This window comes from Streptomyces sp. 8N616, from assembly GCF_052246385.1.
Lineage (GTDB): Bacteria > Actinomycetota > Actinomycetes > Streptomycetales > Streptomycetaceae > Streptomyces.
Map to the genome: position 1 here is coordinate 116,171 of NZ_JBQQBY010000012.1, position 16,351 is coordinate 132,521.

A 16,351-nucleotide genomic window follows, 5' to 3' on the forward strand; every position below is an offset into this window, starting at 1 on the left:
GCCCCGTTGTTGGGCCTACCCGATAGGGAACGCAACATGACCCAGGACCTCGCCCCGTCCGTCCGCGAGCAGACAGACGGGCAGCACACCGCCGGCTGGTGGCGCAGCGCCGTCATCTACCAGGTCTACGTGCGCTCGTTCGCGGACAGCGACGGCGACGGCATCGGCGATCTGCGGGGCATCCGCGAGCGACTGCCGCACCTGGCCGACCTGGGCGTGGACGCCGTATGGCTCACCCCCTTCTACGCGTCGCCGCAGGCCGACGGCGGCTACGACGTCGCCGACTACCGCGCCGTGGACCCGCTGTTCGGGGATCTGCAGGACGCCGACGACCTGGTGCGCAGAGCCCACGAGCTGGGACTGAAGGTGATCGTGGACATCGTCCCGAACCACACCTCCGACCAGCACGAGTGGTTCCGGGCCGCGCTCGCGCAGGGGGCGGGCGCGGCCTCCCGGGACCGCTACCACTTCCAGCCCGGCAGGGGCGGAGGCGGCGAACTTCCGCCGAACGACTGGGAGTCGGTCTTCGGCGGCTCGGCCTGGACCCGGGTGACCGAGCCGGACGGCGTCCCGGGCGAGTGGTACCTCCACCTCTTCGCGCCCGAGCAGCCCGATCTCAACTGGAACAACGCCGAGGTGCGGGAGGAGTTCGACTCGATCCTGCGCTTCTGGCTGGACCTGGGCGTCGACGGCTTCCGCATCGACGTGGCGCACGGCATGGTCAAGGCCGAAGGCATGCCCGACATCGGCCGCAAGGAGCAGGCGAAGCTGATCGGCGCGCAGGTGCTGCCGTTCTTCGACCAGGACGGGGTGCACGAGATCCACCGCTCCTGGCGGAAGCTGCTGGACTCCTACGGCGGGGACCGGATCGGCGTCGCCGAGGCGTGGGCGCCGAGCGCGGACCGGCTCGCGCTGTACGTGCGCCCGGACGAGCTGCACCAGGCGTTCAACTTCCACTTCCTGAACTGCGCGTGGGACGCGGATGCGATGCGCAGGGTGATCGACGAGTCTCTGGCCGCGACCACCTCGGTCGGCGCCCCCACCACCTGGGTGCTGTCCAACCACGACGTCGTACGCCACACCACCCGCTACGGCGGCGGCGAGCCGGGCCTGCGCAGGGCCCGCGCCGCCGCGCTGCTGATGCTGGCGCTGCCCGGGTCCACGTACATCTACCAGGGCGAGGAGCTCGGCCTGCCGGAGGTCGAGGACCTGCCCGACGAGGTGCGCCAGGACCCGGCGTTCTTCCGCACCGGCAGCCAGGACGGCAGGCGCGACGGCTGCCGGGTGCCGATCCCGTGGTCGGGCGAGGCGGCGCCGTACGGCTTCGGGCCCGGCGGCAGCTGGCTGCCGCAGCCCGCCGCCTGGCGGGAGTTGTCGGTGGAGGCGCAGTCCGGCGACCCGCGCTCGACCCTGGAGCTGTACCGCTCGGCGCTGGCGCTGCGGCGGCAGCTGTCCGGGCTCGGCGACGGCCCGATGGCCTGGCTGGACGCCCCGGAGGGGGTGCTGGCGGTGTCCCGGCCCGGCTTCGTGTGCACGCTCAACACGCTGGCCCGGGAGGTCGAACTGCCCGTGCCGGGGCGGCCGGTGCTCGCCACCGCGGCCCTGCACTTCACCGGCGGGAGTGTCCACATTCCGGCCGACACCTGCGTCTGGTGGGCAGTCTGAGATGCGACCGGTACAGTCCAACCCCGTGACCGCACGGCTCGCTGACATCGCAGCACAGGCGGGGGTCAGCGAGGCGACGGTCAGCCGTGTGCTCAACGGGAAGCCGGGCGTCGCCGCGACCACCCGCCAGTCCGTGCTGGCCGCGCTGGACGTGCTCGGCTACGAGCGCCCGGTGCGGCTGCGGCAGCGCAGCGCGGGCCTGGTCGGGCTGATCACGCCGGAGCTGGAGAATCCGATATTCCCGGCCTTCGCGCAGGTCATCGGCCAGGCGCTGACCCAGCAGGGCTACACGCCCGTGCTGGCCACCCAGACTCCGGGCGGCTTCACCGAGGACCAGCTCACCGAGATGCTGGTGGACCGGGGCGTCACCGGGATCATCTTCGTCTCCGGGCTGCACGCCGACACCTCGGCCGACATGGAGCGATACGAGCAGCTCCGCGCCCAGGGCGTGCCGTTCGTCCTCATCAACGGCTTCTCCTCGAAGGTGCAGGCGCCGTTCGTGTCGCCCGACGACCGGGCGGCGGTCCGGCTCGCGGTCACCCACCTCGCCGCGCTCGGCCACGAGCGGATCGGCCTCGCGCTGGGACCGAAGCGGTTCGTACCGGTGCAGCGCAAGATAGAGGGCTTCCTGCGCAGCATGGACGACGTGCTGGGGATGCCGGCCGGCGATGCCGAGTCGCTGGTCGAGCACTCGCTGTTCACGCTGGAAGGCGGCCAGGCGGCGGCCTCCGCGCTGATCGGCCGGGGCTGCACGGCGGTGGTGTGCGCGAGCGACATGATGGCGCTCGGCGCGATCAGGGCCGCCCGGCAGCACGGCCTCGAGGTGCCGCACGACATATCGGTGATCGGCTTCGACGACTCACCGCTGATCGCCTTCACCGATCCGCCGCTGACCACCATCCGGCAGCCGGTGCCCGCGATGGGGCAGGCGGCGGTCCGGGCGCTGCTCGAGGAGATCGGCGGGACCCCGGCACCGCACAGCGAGTTCGTCTTCCTCCCCGAGCTGGTCGTCCGCGGTTCAACCGCCGCCGGCACCAAAGGACAGCCGTCCTCCCCAAGGCGTAACGTGGGTGACGTAGACCCGACCGGCGAGTGATCTGCAGAAGGCGAGCATCTGGCAGACTGTCGCGCTATGGGTGAAGCGACTGTGGAGACTCTGGAAGGCCGGACGGCCCTGTCACCCATCGAGGAGCGTGTGGACCGCCCGGCACAGGCGCGGCGCGCCTGGATGGACCGGTTGCGCACCCCCCGCAGGCCCCGGTTGTGGTTCGAGATCCTCCTCATCGCCGTCAGCTACTGGACCTACTCGCTGATCCGCAACGCCGTCCCGGAGCAGAAGCGGGAAGCGCTGCAGAACGCCGACTGGATCTGGCGGGCGGAGGAAGTCCTCGGGATCGCCGTGGAGCGGACGGTCAACCACGCCGTGAACTCGGTGGAATGGCTGATCGTCGGCATGAACTACTACTACGCGACGCTGCACTTCATCGTCACCATCGGTGTGCTCGTGTGGCTTTACCGCGGGCACCCGGGGCGTTACGCGGCGACACGGCTCGTGCTCTTCGCCACCACGGGCGTCGCCCTCCTCGGCTACTACGTCTACCCGCTTGCGCCGCCGCGCCTGATGTCCGGAGAGGGCTTCATCGACACGGTGCTGGTCCACGAGACATGGGGGTCCATGGCGTCGGGCAACTTGGCCAACATGTCCAACCAGTACGCCGCCATGCCCTCCATGCACATCGGCTGGTCGGTGTGGTGCGGCATCACCATCGTGATGCTGGCGCGGCCGTTGTGGGCGAAGACGCTCGGCTGGCTGTACCCGAGCTTCACACTGCTCGTGATCGTCGCGACGGCCAACCACTTCTGGCTCGACGCAGTCGGCGGGCTGATGTGCCTGTCCTTCGGCTACGCGCTGTCGTACGCGTGGTACGGCGGGCTGTCGTACGCGCTGCCGCGCCGGGTGGCGACAAGAATCTCCCCGCCGCGACGGCGAGCAATCACCGCGGCGGAGCCCGCCGGTGCCGAGGCGACCGCAACCGGTCTGAGGGCCTGAACGATGTACGGCCCTTCGTGGGGCTACGCCCCGTAGAAAAGCTCCTCGACCACCGCTCGCGCGCGACGCGTGACGCGCCGGTAGTCGTCGAGCATCTCCCCACTGCTTCCGATGTGCGGCTGCCCACGCGCGGGTCCCGGCCCGTAGCCGAGGTAGCGGCCCACGGCCGCAAGCTCCCGCGCGTCGGTCGGGAAGGTGTCCCCAGGACGGCCGCGGACCAGCATCACCGCGTTGCGCACCCGGGTGGCGAGCACCCACGCCTCGTCCAGGATCTGCGCGTACTCGGTGGAGATCAGCTCCGCGGCGTGCGCGGCGTGCAGCGCCTCCCGCGTCCGCGTGGTGCGCAGCCCCGGCTCGGCCCAGGCGTGCTGCATCTGCAGCAGCTGCACGGTCCACTCGACGTCGGACAGGCCGCCGCGGCCCAGCTTCGTATGCGTCGTACGGTCGGCGCCGCGCGGCAGGCGCTCGGACTCCATACGGGCCTTGAGCCGGCGGATCTCCCGTACGGCGTCCTCGCCGAGGCCCTCGGCCGGGTAGCGCAGCGGATCGATCAGCTCGATGAACCGCTCCCCCAGTCCCGGATCGCCCGCGACCGGCTCGGCGCGCAGCAGGGCCTGGCTCTCCCAGACCAGCGACCAGCGCCGGTAGTAGGCGGCGTACGAGTCGAGGGTCCGCACGAGCGGTCCCGCCTTGCCTTCGGGGCGCAGGTCGGCGTCGATCAGCAGCGGGGGGTCGGCGCTGGGCAGCTGGAGCAGCCGCCGCATCTCGTTGGCGACGGCGAAGGCGGCCCGCGACGCCTGCTGCTCGCCCACGCCTTCGCGCGGCTCGTGCACGAACATCACGTCGCAGTCGGAGCCGTAGCCGAGCTCGTGGCCGCCGAAGCGGCCCATGCCGATCACGGCGAACCGGGTGGGCAGTTCGTCGCCCCACGTGTCCCCGACGGCGGCCCGCAGGGCGCCCGCGATCGTCGCCGCGTTCAGATCGGAGACCGCGCTGCCGACCAGGTCGGCGGCCCACCCGTGGTCGGTCTCCGCGGGCGTCAGCTCGGTGCCGTACGCGCCGACGATGTCGGCCGCGGCGGTGCGGAACAGCTCGCGGCGGCGCACCCCGCGGGCCGCTGTGACCGCCTGCTCGGCGTCGTCGGCGCGGCCCACCGCGGCGAGGATCTCCTGCTCCAGGTGGGCCCGGCCGCGGGGCTTCAGCTCCTCCGGGTCACCGAGCAGCGCGACCGCCTCGGGGGCGCGGAGCAGCAGGTCGGGGGCGAGCCGCCCGGCGGACAGCACGCGCGCCAGGTTCTCGGCCGCGGCGCCCTCGTCCCGCAGCAGCCGCAGATACCAGGGGGTCTTGCCCAGCGCGTCCGACACCTTGCGGAAGCCCAGCAGCCCGGCGTCGGGGTCGGCGGAGTCGGCGAACCAGCCGAGCAGCACCGGCAGCAGCGTGCGCTGGATGGCGGCCTTGCGGGTCACGCCGGAGGCGAGGGCCTCCAGGTGGCGCAGCGCGGCGGCCGGGTCGGCGTAGCCGAGCGCCTCGAGGCGCTGGCGCGCGGCGCTGGGGCTGAGCCGGGCCTCGGCGGGCTCGAGCTCGGCGACGGCGGACAGCAGCGGCCGGTAGAAGAGCTTCTCGTGCAGCCGCCGCACCTCGCGCGCGTGCCGCCGCCACTCGGCGTTCAGCATGGCGACGGGCTCGTGCCTGGCGGGCCAGTCGTAGCTGCGGGCGAGGCTGCGGCCGAGGCGGCGCAGGTCGGCCTCGTCCTCGGGGACCAGGTGGGTGCGGCGCAGCTTGTACAGCTGGATGCGGTGCTCCATGGTGCGCAGGAAGCGGTACGCGGCGTCGAGCGAGGCGGCGTCCGCCCGCCCCACGTATCCGCCCGTGGCGAGGGAGTCCAGGGCATCGAGCGTGGAGACGCTGCGCAGCGAGGCGTCCGAGCGGCCGTGCACGAGCTGGAGCAGCTGGACGGCGAACTCCACGTCCCGCAGCCCGCCGGGGCCGAGCTTGAGCTCGCGCTCGATGTGGTGGGCGGGGATGTTGTCGACGACGCGGCGCCGCATCTCCTGCACGTCGCTCACGAAGTTCTCGCGCTCGGCCGCCTGCCAGACCATCGGCGAGACCGCGGCCACGTACTCCCGGCCGAGCGCGGCGTCGCCCGCCACCGGCCGGGCCTTGAGCAGCGCCTGGAACTCCCAGGTCTTGGCCCACCGCTGGTAGTACGCGAGGTGGCTGGAGAGCGTCCGCACGAGCGGGCCGTTGCGGCCCTCGGGCCGCAGGTTCGCGTCGACGGGCCAGATCGTCCCCTCGGCCGTCGTGTCGGAACAGATCCGCATCATGTGGGAGGCGAGGCGGGTCGCGGCCTGGACGGCCTTGGCCTCGTCGGCCCCGTCGGCGGGCTCGGCAACGAAGATGACGTCCACGTCCGAGACGTAGTTGAGCTCGTGGCCGCCGCACTTGCCCATGGCGATCACCGCGAGCCGGCAGGCGGCGGCGTCGGCGGGCGCCCCGGACTCGGCGAGGTCGAGGGCGGCGCGCAGTGTGGCGGTCGCCAGGTCGGCCAGCTCGGCGGCGGCGTCGGCGACGTCCGTGGTCCCGCAGACGTCGCGCGCGGCGATGGTGAGCAGACAGCGGCGGTAAGCGGCCCGCAGCGCGTCGGGGTCCGCCACGCCGTCGAGGCAGCGCTCGAACTCCTCGACGCCGGGGTGCAGATCGGCCGACTCGTACGTCACCAGGGCGTGCCAGTCGAGCGGATGCCGGGCGAGGTGGTCGCCCAGCGCCTCGGACGCGCCGAGCACCCCGAGCAGCCGGTCGCGCAGCGGCTTGGCGGTGACGAGCGTGTCGAGCAGGACCTGCGGCTCGCTCCCGTGCCTGCGCAGCGACTCGACGAGGCGCACGAGGGCGTTGAGCGCCAGGTCGGGGTCGGCGGTGGCGCCGAGCGCGTCGAGCAGGACGGGGTCGGAGCGGACGGGCGAGAGCTCGGGTGTGTCCAGCAGCCGGGCCGCGGCGGAGGGATCGGTGAAACCGTGCCGGAGCAGCTGAGTGAAGGTGCTGCTCCGGCGCCCCTGCGGCACGGACATCGGCATACGCCCGCCTCCCGTCGATCAGACCCCGCCGCCGAGCCTAACCGCCTCCGGCGCGGTAGGCCCCACCACGTCCCGCTGCCGCCGCAGTGGCGGGGGACGCCGGGGGAAGGTGTTCCGGACGCGGGTCAGAGGCGGATGACGACCAGGGCGATGTCGTCGCGGGCACCGCTGCTGACGCCGAGGCGGGCCAGCAGGGCGTCGGCCAGGCGCTCGGGGTCGAGCCGGGCGTAGCGGGACAGGGCGTCGGTCAGGCGCGCGATGCCGGCGTCGATGTCCTCGCCGCGGCGTTCGATGAGCCCGTCGGTGTAGAGCACAAGGGCGTCTCCGGGGGTGTAGGGCAGTTTGGCCTCCCGGCGTGGCACGTGTTCGGAGCGGGTGGCCAGTGGCGGGTCAGTGGCCTGGTCCAGCACTTCGCTGCTTCCGTCGGCGTGCACGAGGATGGGGGGCAGATGGCCTGCGCTGCTGTAAGTGATCAGGTGAGCGGTGGTGTCGATCATCACCTTGACGGCGGTGGTGGCCAGCGCTCCTTCAACGGAGTTCGCATAGAGCCCCAGGATTTGCAGCGCCCTGCTCGGGCTGTCCGTTGCACGCATGGCAGCGGTCAGGGCACTGCGCATCATCCCCATGACGGCGGCAGCCCCCAGGCCGTGGCCGACCACGTCACCCACCGCCGCTGCGAACCGGCTCGTGGGTGCGTCTCCCGTCGGTATCTCTCCCGCGGATATGTCAGTGACGTCGTACCAGTCACCGCAGACGTTGAGCGTCCCGGTGGCGGGCAGGTAGCGCACCGCGATGCCCTCCCGGGGGAGGTCCGGCGAGTAGAGCATGGCTTCCTGCAGAGTGAGGGCGACCTGCCTTTCCCGGGCGTTGGCCTGCCGCAGTTCTTCATTGAGCCGCTGCAGTTCCTGCGCCCGTGCGTACAGCTCGGCTTCCACTTCCCGGTCCCCTGCCTCCGGGCTCTGGCGGAAGCGGCGGGAGCGGACGAAGTCGGTCACGTCCTCCACCCGGACGATGATCCACGCCACTCCGCCGTCCGGTCCGAGCACGGGGGTATTGATGGGCGACCACCACCGCTCCTCGAACGCGCCGGGGCGGCCCGCGACCGGGATGTCGTATTTCTGCAGAGCCATGGTGTCCGGCTCCCGGTGGGCCAGGACTCGGTGCAGCGAGGCTTTCAGATTCGGCACCCCATCGGCGTCGGGGTCCGCCGGGTTCTCCGGGAAGGCGTCGAAGACGTACTGCCCGACCAGATCTCCCCGGGTCCGCCCGGTTGCCTCCAGATACGCCCGGTTGACGTCCACGATCACCAGGTCCGGGCCCAGCACCACATACGGGCTCGGCGTGGCCGCGAACAGCGCCGCGTAATCGATCTCCGATGTCGTCACACGCTCCATGCCAGTCCCCCTCACCGGCTCACTCACCAATCTACGGGGGACCCGGAATCCCGCCCACCCGCCGCGTACCCCGGTGTTCGGCCGGGCGGGCGGCCCTTGTCCGGTGTCCTGCCGGTCGCGGCTCGGGTCAGGGGCCGGTTCCGGCTCGGGGCGGGACCGGTCGCGGCTCGGGGCGGGGGCCGGTCACGAGGGGCCGACGTGTGTCAGCCCGCGTCGTGGTAGGCATGGCCGCTGGCGTTCGCGGTTGCCCCGTTGTACAGGCCGGTCGGGCTGGTCCGGGTGGACAGGGCGAACCACGCGTAGCGCTTCACGAAGTCCAGGCTCTCCAGCATCTGCGTCGACGATGTGATGAAGGCGGTCTGCTCCTGCTTGCCGGGGTAGCGGGGCGCGTCTCCGGAGAAGTCGATGAGGGCGTACTCGGTCAGCCAGATCGGCTTGTGGTAGCGGTCGTGGACGGCCTGAAGGTAGCCCCGCAGCTGTTCGGTGGCGGCGGGGCCGAAGTCGGCGCCGTACCAGTGCAGCGGGATGAAGTCGACGCGCAGACCGCGGTCGGCGGCTCCCTGCATGAAGCGGTCCAGCCAGCCGCCGGGGGTGTCGCCACCGGAGGCGACCGCCGGGGCGCCCAGGCGAAGGCCGGTCTTCTCCAGCCGGGGCCAGAGGTCCAGGGCTTGCTCGGGGGTGAGGTTGGCCTGCCTGACTGAGTCGGGTTCGTTGAAGCCGAGGAGGTGCGTGCCTTCCTTGGCGGCCCGGCCGAGCTCGGCGTCGGTGACCGAGCCGGCACCCCAGATCATCGGGACGAACTCGGTGCCCCGCGGCTTGGCGACCTCGCCGGTGGAGGAGGTCCAGTTGTGGTACCAGGACGCGCCGGAGCCGGCCAGCGCCTGGGCGGCGCCGTCGACGGGGTTGAGGCTGACGCCCTTGCGGGGCGAGGGCGCGGCGTCCCCGCCGGAATGGGGACCGGGGCTCTTGTGGGGCTTGTGCGGGGCGTCGCTGCCGGCTCCGTGGAAGGTGACGGTCAGGCCCTTGCACTTGCTGCACTGGCGCATGACCTGGTTGCCCGGCTCGGCGTCGTGCTTGGACCATGCGTACGCCTTGGGGCAGTGCTGGGTGATCGCGTCGCTGTAGGCGGTCTTCGCGTCCCGGTTCGGGTTGACGCACACCAGCGGCTTGCCCGTGCCCTTCTCCTTGGTCAGGTTCTCGGGCGGGCAGGCGGCCAGCAGGTCGGCGGAGCAGCCCAGCTCGGCGCAGTCGCCGCCGTCAGCGGACGGCTTCACGCCGTCGGGGGTGATGGTGACGGGCACGGAGACGGCATTGACGTAGCTGACGTCGTACCAGGGCGCCATGGCGTCACCCCGGTCGAAGTTGAACTCGGCGAGACTGACGGGCTGCTCGCCGGTGGAGCAGCGGTCGACGAACGGCCCGCAGTCGCCGACAGCGCAGTGGAAGGTGCTGCCGTCCTCACCGGTGCAGCCCTGGCGGGCGAAGAACGTGCCGCGCCAGTGCCCGGAACCCGAGTGCTCGGGGATGGTGACGGTGGCGGATTGGCCCGGGTCCAGCGCCGGCAGCCGCGTCAAGGGGGTCGAGCCGTCGGCGTTGACCGTGCTGCCGACCCAGATACGGCTGCCCGTCTTGTTCTGCAGGGTGACGGTGTGCTCGGCGGCCCCGGCGGAAAGCGCCTGCTTCTCCGAGGCAGCGGCCGGCGCCCCGGCGATGCGCTCGTCAGGACCGCCGGAAGGGGCGTGAAGCGCTGAGCCTGCGGCTGACACACCGACAGCGACCAGCAATAACACCACCAGAAGTGACCGTATTCGCATGGAATATGCCTCTCGAACCGGGCTTGCGTCAGACGACGATGAGGTATCGCCTGCGTATGCCCGACGTATGCGCGCAGCGGAAGGTTCACCGGGTCCTGCCGAGGACGCCAGGAGGAGCAGGAAGATCCGACAGGGCCGACGGTTCCGGGCCGGCCTTCGACGGCCCACAGACGGCCCGGCCTCTGAGGCCCATAACTCCCGCAGGCATGCACTGCGCGACGTGTGGCGTGCTCGCAAGCCACGACGTGGCCGCGCGCGACGATGGCCGGGCTCCCCGAAGGCATATCAGCCGACCCGGTGGGCGCCGACCGACCAGCCGGTGCGACGTGTGCCCCACTTCGGACGGAGGTGTTTCGAATCGTCCCTCTCGGGAAATCGGCGAGCACACCGGGTAGGGAGGACCCAATGTCAGCAGGGACCCTCATCGCCATCATCATTCCCGCTGTGGTTCTGCTCGCCCTCCTCGCCGTGGCCCTGCGGATCTTCATCCGCCGCCGCCATCTGGAGGAGCGCTTCGGACCGGAGTACGAGCGGACGGTCGACGCCGGGGGCAGCCGCCTGGCGGCCGAGCGCGAGCTGCGGGAACGCGAGGAACGCCACGACGCTCTCGAGATCAAGCCACTGCCCAGCAGCGTCCATGACCGATACGCCCAGGACTGGAGCAGAGTGCAGGAGATGTTCGTCGACAGGCCGAGCGACGCCGTGGAGGAAGCGGACCGACTGGTGACCGCGCTCATGAGCGACCGCGGATATCCGACCGAGGGGTTCGAGCAGCAGGTGAAAGACCTCTCGGTCGAGCACGGGCGGACGCTTGAGCACTATCGAGCGGCACACGAGGTCACTCTCAGAAGCGGCCGCCGGGAAGCGACTACCGAGGAGCTGCGGGGTGCGATGGTGCACTACCGCGCACTCTTCGACGAACTGCTGGAAGACAGGGGCGGCCAGCCGGCCGCATGAGAACCGATGGCAACCCAGCTGGGGAGCCGGTCTCCGCTGCGCACCGGCAGCAGAGACGTGACACGTCCCGTCCACCACCGGGCGCGCAGCCGGGACGGAGATGAAGAGATGCAGCGCGAAGACATACCGGGGCGCGACGAAAGCCTGTCCACCGAGGACATCGCCCGCCCTCAGGAAACGACTGAGGTCGAATCGATGGCAGCGGAGCAGGCACCCATGATGCCCGGCGAAGCCACGGCCACTGAGCCGACGGCGGCCGGGCCTGAATCGGCCACCGCGGACGACCGGGCTCAGGGCGGTGCCGCGGAGGCCGTTGTAACGGCCGGTCTACGAACGTCACCGGCTGTGGTCCGCCGACGGGACAGGGGAGCGGCTGCTGCAGCAGGTCCATGCCGCGGCCGACGCCGCGGGTCATGCGGCACATCAGCATGCGGCCGCCCTTTGATCATGGCGAAGACAGGCCGCCCAAGTCCTCACGGGTTGAGGCAGGAGCCCCGGTTCGCCTCGGCGAGATGGCGGGCGCACGATGGTGAGAGGAGGACCGCGGCCAGGGTGGACGACGCCTCACCGCGTCCGTGCCGCAGCCCATGAGCCGATGAGACGAAGGAAGGTGGCGGACGATGACGACATTCATGGATGTCCACCACGACATGAAGGGCATCACGGCCGAGCAGCTCTCGGCGGCACACCGGGCGGACCTGGAGATCGAGGCGGAGGAAGGGGTGCACTTCGAGCGGGCGTGGGCCGACCCCGAGGCGGGAGTCGTGTACTGCCTGTCCGAGGCCCCCTCCGCAGAAGCTGTGAAGCGCATACACGAGCGCACTGGTCACCCGGCCACCGAGATCCATCCTGTGCCGCTTTCCGTCTAGCCGGCTAGCCCGCTTGCCGGTCCCGCACGGTGTCGGCCACGGACGCGGCGGCGCGGACGAGCGCCGCCGTGGCCGTCGAACGGGACTGCTGCGGCCAGGCGATGACGAGGATCGCGGGCGGTGCGTCGGGGACCGGCCGGTAGACGACGCCCGGGCGCGGATAGCGGGCGGCGACGGAGGCGGGCAGCAGGGGGGTGAGGCCGCTCAGGCCGACGAGCGTGAGCAGCTGGGCGAGGTCGCGGCCCTCGCTGCGGATCTCGTCGAGGAACCGGTGCAGATCGCCGGGGCGCAGGCCGAGGTCGGCGAGGGCCAGGCGGTCCCGGGCGGCGAGCGGGTGGGTGGCCGCGAGGGCCGCGACGCGCGGTTCGGCGACCAGCGTCTCGGTGTCCAGGCCGGTGCGGTCGAAGGGCTCGTGGACCAGGGCCGCATCGGCTTCCCCCCGGCGCAGGAGTCGCGGCTGTTCGTGCCAGCCGCACAGCCGGACCGCGACCGGTACGGCCACCGGCTGGGACGCGAAGCGCGCCAGGATCGGCTCCAGCAGTCCCGCGTCCCCGTCGGCCTTGACGGCCAGGACCAGCTTCGGCTCCGGGGCGGCCGCGCGCTGGGCCCGCCGCCCGGCGGCCTGCAGGGCGTCCAGGGCGATCCTCGCCTCCGCGAGGAGCACCGTTCCGGCCGGGGTCAGCGCCACGCTGCGGGTGCTCCGCTCCAAGAGCGTGACGCCCATCTCCGTCTCCAACTGGCGGATCGCGCGGGACAGGGGCGGCGGGGAGATGCCCAACCGCTCGGCGGCGCGTGCGAAGTTGAGTTCCTCGGCGACGGCGACGAAGTAGCGCAGCGGGCGGGATTCCACGCTTCCCCCCTCCGTTCGGTATTGCCCTGAGGGTAACAAGCGGGAGCGGATTGATACTTCAGTTCGGGCGCGCCACGCAGCAGGCTCGACGACAGCCAGTGACGCATCCCTCTTGGAGTTGTTCATGATCGTCATCACCGCCCCGACCGGCCAGATCGGCCGACAGGTCCTCGACCGCCTCCTCGACGCCCCGGACGGCACGGCGGGGATCCGGGTGATCGCCCGTGACCCCGCTCGCCTATCCGCGCGGGTGCACGAACACGTAGAGGTCGTACGGGGATCGCACGCCGATCCCGCCGTTCTGAAGGAGGCGTGCGCGGGCGCCGACCGCCTGTTCTGGCTGGTGCCCCCGACACCCACGGCCGCCAGCGTCGAGGGCCACTTCCGCGACTTCACCGAGCCACTGCGCGAGGTGATCGGGCGCCAGGGCGTCGAGCGGGTCGTCGGCGTCTCGACCCTGGGCCGCGGAGTGGCGAAGAACGCCGGGCAGATATCGGCGTCGCTCGCCATGGACGAGGCGATCGCGGCCACGGGTGTGCATTACCGGGCGCTGTGCCCGCCGTTCCTGATGGAGAACCTGCTGGGCCAGGCCGAGTCGATCCGCAACGCGGGCGTGTTCTTCCTGGCGCTGGCAGAGGACCGCGCTCTGCGCACCTGCGCCACCCGCGACATCGCCGCCACGGCGGCCCGGCTGCTGCTCGACGGCTCCTGGACCGGGCAGGACGACGTCCCGCTGGTCGGACCCGACGACCTGTCCCCCGAGGGCATGGCAGGGGTCGTCTCCGAAGTGCTGGACCGTCCGGTGCGTGTCCAGCGGACCAGCAGCGCGGACTACAAGGCGACGGCGCTGCGCTTCGGGGCGAGCGAGGCCTGGGCCCAGGGACTTGCGGACATGGCGGAGGCCCTGAACGACCAGGGCTTCTACGGGGCCGTCGAGCCGAGCACGCCTGAGTCCGCGCCCACCGGCTTCCGCCAGTGGTGCGAAGACGTGCTCAGGCCGGCCGTCCTGGCCTAGGGCCTTCGGAGCAGGCCGGCTCCGGGACCGGCGCCTGACCGGTGCCGGTCCCGGTGTGTGTGCCGTTCACTAGAAACCAGCCCTGACCTGTGCTTACAGCACTGGCAGGTTCTTCCGCAGCTCAAAGGCAGTGACCTCGGAGCGGTACTCCTCCCACTCCTGCTTCTTGTTGCGCAGGAAAAAGTCGAAGACGTGTTCACCCAGCGTCTCCGCGACCAACTCGCTCCGCTCCATGAGGGAGATCGCCTCACCCAGGTTCTGCGGCAGCGGCTCGATCCCCATCGCCCGCCGCTCCGCATCGCTCAGCGCCCACACGTCGTCGTCCGCGCCCGGCGGGAGCTCGTAGCCCTGCTCGATGCCCTTGAGGCCGGCCGCGAGCAGGACCGCGTACGCGAGGTAGGGGTTGGCGCCCGAGTCGAGGGAGCGGACCTCGACGCGCGTCGACCCGGTCTTGCCCGGCTTGTACAGCGGCACCCGCACGAGCGCGGACCGGTTGTTGTGGCCCCAGCAGATGTACGAGGGGGCCTCGCCGCCCGCGCCCGCGGTGCGGTTCGCGCCGCCCCAGATCCGCTTGTAGGAGTTCACCCACTGGTTCGTCACGGCCGAGATCTCCGCCGCGTGCCGGAGCAGGCCCGCGATGAAGAACTTGCCGATCTTGGAGAGCTGGTACTCGGCGCCCGACTCATGGAAGGCGTTGCGGTCCCCCTCGAAGAGGGAGAGGTGCGTGTGCATTCCTGAGCCGGGGTGCTCGGAGAACGGCTTCGGCATGAAGGTCGCCTGCACGCCCTGCTCGAGCGCGACCTGCTTCATGATCAGCCGGAAGGTCATGACGTTGTCGGCGGTCGACAGCGCGTCCGCGTACCGCAGGTCGATCTCCTGCTGCCCCGGGGCGCCCTCGTGGTGCGAGAACTCCACCGAGATGCCCATGGACTCGAGCATCGTGATCGCCTGGCGGCGGAAGTCCATGCCCACGTTCTGCGGGGTGTGGTCGAAGTAGCCGGAGCTGTCGGCCGGGGTGGGCCGCGAGCCGTCGACCGGCTTGTCCTTGAGCAGGAAGAACTCGATCTCGGGGTGGGTGTAGAAGGTGAAGCCGAGGTCGGAGGTCCTGGCGAGGATGCGCTTGAGGACGTAGCGCGGGTCGGCGTACGAGGGCGAGCCGTCCGGCATCAGGATGTCGCAGAACATCCGGGCCGTGCCGGGCGCCTCGGCGCGCCACGGGATGATCTGGAACGTGCTCGGGTCCGGCTTGGCGATCATGTCGGACTCGTAGACACGGGCGAAGCCCTCGATCGCCGAGCCGTCGAAGCCCATTCCCTCGTCGAATGCCTGCTCGAGCTCGGCGGGGGCCACCGCGACCGACTTGAGGAAGCCGAGCACATCGGTGAACCACAGGCGCACGAAGCGGATGTCGCGCTCTTCGAGCGTCCGAAGCACGAACTCCTGCTGCTTATCCATGATTCCTATCCTCGCAGGTCAGACGGCTTGCTCTGGTGCTTCTGAGGTCCGTCACGGCACTGTGGGCCAGCTCAGTATCACGTGACGGGGTTTCGCTCTCGTTTCGCGCCCCCGGGGTCAGGCTAGGTCCTCCGGGCCAGGATGTCCCGAGCGGGGGACGCTGCTGAGCACAGCGCGGGCGATGGCGGCGGGGTCGTCCATCATCAGCAGATGGCCCGCGGGGGCTGCGATCCGGAAGTGCGCACCGCCGAGTTCCGCGGCGAGCCGCCGCTGCCGGTCCAGCCGGCGCAGCTCGCGCGGCGAGTCGGTCGCGCCGTACGCGGCGAGGACGGTGACGGGGACGTCGGGCAGCGGGTGGCGGGCGCGGAGGGCGGCGACTTCGGCGGCGAGTCCCGCGTAGGACGCATTCTCCAGCAGGCCGGCGCGGAGCACGCGGGTGGTGCGGTAACAGCGGCGTACGAGGTCGTCGGAGGCCGGGTCGCGGTGGCGTACGGTCCCGACGCGGACGGTCAGGCGGCGGGCGGTGCGACCGAGCGCGAGGGGCAGCCCGGCTGCGCCGAGCCCGGCCGCGAGCAGCCGCGCCGCGGCGGCCCGCGGCGCGGCGGGGACGGCGGGGCCGCGGGGGTCCTCCTCCACACTGCTGTCGACGAGGACGAGCCCTGCGGTACGGGCGGGGTTGAGGCGGGCGAACGCCTCCGCGTGGAACCCGGCGAGAGAGTGGCCGACGACCGTGCAGGGGCCGGTCAGCCCGAGCGCGTCGAGCACGCCGAGGATGCGGGCGGCCTCGCCCGCGGCGGTGGGGGTCAGCGGGGGCGGGGCGGGCGCGCTGAGTCCGAGGCCGGGGCGGTCGAACCGTACGACGGTGCGGTACGGGGACAGCAGCGGGATCACGGGGTCCCAGTCGAACCAGCTGCTCCCGAGCCCGCCGCTCAGCACGCAGGCGGGGCCCGCGCCCTCGACCACGACGTGGGTGGGCACGCCCGCGACGCTGAGGATCCGCCCGGGGACGCCGTTCACCGGACGCCGCCCGCCTGACAGTCGCGGCCCGCGCGGCAGCCGGCGACGGGAGAAGACCGGCGACCGCGCCCGGAGACCGGACCGGGCCTGCGCCTCATAAGACTCATGCTGCGCGCGTATGCCCGGAAGCGCCGCCTCGCGGCTGACGGCATTCCTTAAAGGCTTGACTTATACGTCGCAGCACCTGCGCGTGC

Annotated in this window: 12 protein-coding genes and 1 pseudogene; 7 read left to right on the plus strand and 6 right to left on the minus strand. The window is 71.7% G+C overall.

The genetic code is table 11. The annotated features are described in order from the left end of the window. Positions 1-36: 36 nt before the first annotated feature. The 3 genes from ACTWQC_RS13410 to ACTWQC_RS13420 are packed head-to-tail and all read left to right on the plus strand — an operon-like array spanning position 37 to position 3,715. Positions 37-1,665, plus strand: a complete 1,629-nt coding sequence (locus ACTWQC_RS13410; protein WP_443315866.1) for a glycoside hydrolase family 13 protein — start codon at positions 37-39, stop codon at positions 1,663-1,665. A 25-nt stretch (positions 1,666-1,690) separates the two neighbouring features. Then, entirely contained in the window at positions 1,691-2,761 is a 1,071-nt protein-coding gene (locus ACTWQC_RS13415; protein WP_443315867.1) for a LacI family DNA-binding transcriptional regulator, read from the plus strand. Positions 2,762-2,797: 36 nt separating this feature from the next. Continuing rightward, positions 2,798-3,715: a phosphatase PAP2 family protein gene (locus tag ACTWQC_RS13420; protein ID WP_443315868.1), complete on the plus strand. Its 918-nt coding sequence runs from the start codon at positions 2,798-2,800 to the stop codon at positions 3,713-3,715. Between the two features lie 23 nt (positions 3,716-3,738). Here ACTWQC_RS13420 and ACTWQC_RS13425 read toward each other — a convergent pair whose 3' ends face one another. From ACTWQC_RS13425 to ACTWQC_RS13435, 3 genes are all read right to left on the minus strand, one after another. After that, complete coding sequence (locus ACTWQC_RS13425; protein WP_443315926.1) at positions 3,739-6,780, minus strand: bifunctional [glutamine synthetase] adenylyltransferase/[glutamine synthetase]-adenylyl-L-tyrosine phosphorylase; 3,042 nt, start codon at positions 6,778-6,780, stop codon at positions 3,739-3,741. Positions 6,781-6,911: 131 nt separating this feature from the next. Then, the gene (locus tag ACTWQC_RS13430; protein ID WP_443315869.1) at positions 6,912-8,180 is read right to left on the minus strand and encodes a PP2C family protein-serine/threonine phosphatase; all 1,269 of its coding nucleotides are present in this window, start codon (positions 8,178-8,180) and stop codon (positions 6,912-6,914) included. A gap of 203 nt (positions 8,181-8,383) precedes the next feature. Then, positions 8,384-9,946, minus strand: coding sequence for a glycosyl hydrolase (locus tag ACTWQC_RS13435; protein ID WP_443315870.1), 1,563 nt, complete (start codon positions 9,944-9,946; stop codon positions 8,384-8,386). Between the two features lie 453 nt (positions 9,947-10,399). Here ACTWQC_RS13435 and ACTWQC_RS13440 point away from each other — a divergent pair, with 453 nt between their 5' ends. The 3 genes and pseudogenes from ACTWQC_RS13440 (at position 10,400) to ACTWQC_RS13450 (ending at position 11,820) form a co-directional block, all read left to right on the plus strand. Beyond that, a complete protein-coding gene (locus ACTWQC_RS13440; protein WP_443315871.1) occupies positions 10,400-10,951 on the plus strand; it encodes a hypothetical protein in 552 nt (183 codons plus the stop codon). A 319-nt stretch (positions 10,952-11,270) separates the two neighbouring features. Then, positions 11,271-11,387, plus strand: a pseudogene (locus ACTWQC_RS13445) (IS5/IS1182 family transposase); the annotation flags it as partial. A gap of 184 nt (positions 11,388-11,571) precedes the next feature. Continuing rightward, complete coding sequence (locus tag ACTWQC_RS13450) at positions 11,572-11,820, plus strand: SCO4226 family nickel-binding protein (RefSeq protein ID WP_443315872.1); 249 nt, start codon at positions 11,572-11,574, stop codon at positions 11,818-11,820. A 4-nt stretch (positions 11,821-11,824) separates the two neighbouring features. On the opposite strand, the gene ACTWQC_RS13455 is transcribed toward ACTWQC_RS13450, so the two are convergent. Next, on the minus strand, positions 11,825-12,670 hold the full coding sequence (locus ACTWQC_RS13455; RefSeq protein WP_443315873.1) for a LysR family transcriptional regulator: 846 nt from the start codon (positions 12,668-12,670) through the stop codon (positions 11,825-11,827). A gap of 124 nt (positions 12,671-12,794) precedes the next feature. Between ACTWQC_RS13455 and ACTWQC_RS13460 the strand changes: the two genes are divergently transcribed. Further along, complete coding sequence (locus ACTWQC_RS13460) at positions 12,795-13,685, plus strand: NAD(P)H-binding protein (protein ID WP_443315874.1); 891 nt, start codon at positions 12,795-12,797, stop codon at positions 13,683-13,685. 93 nt (positions 13,686-13,778) lie between these two features. On the opposite strand, the gene glnA is transcribed toward ACTWQC_RS13460, so the two are convergent. Continuing rightward, positions 13,779-15,140 carry a type I glutamate--ammonia ligase gene (gene glnA, locus ACTWQC_RS13465; protein ID WP_443315875.1) on the minus strand — a complete coding sequence of 454 codons (1,362 nt, stop codon included), beginning with the start codon at positions 15,138-15,140 and terminating at the stop codon, positions 13,779-13,781. A gap of 117 nt (positions 15,141-15,257) precedes the next feature. Further along, a complete protein-coding gene (locus ACTWQC_RS13470; protein ID WP_443315876.1) occupies positions 15,258-16,157 on the minus strand; it encodes an alpha/beta fold hydrolase in 900 nt (299 codons plus the stop codon). Positions 16,158-16,351 lie beyond the last annotated feature (194 nt).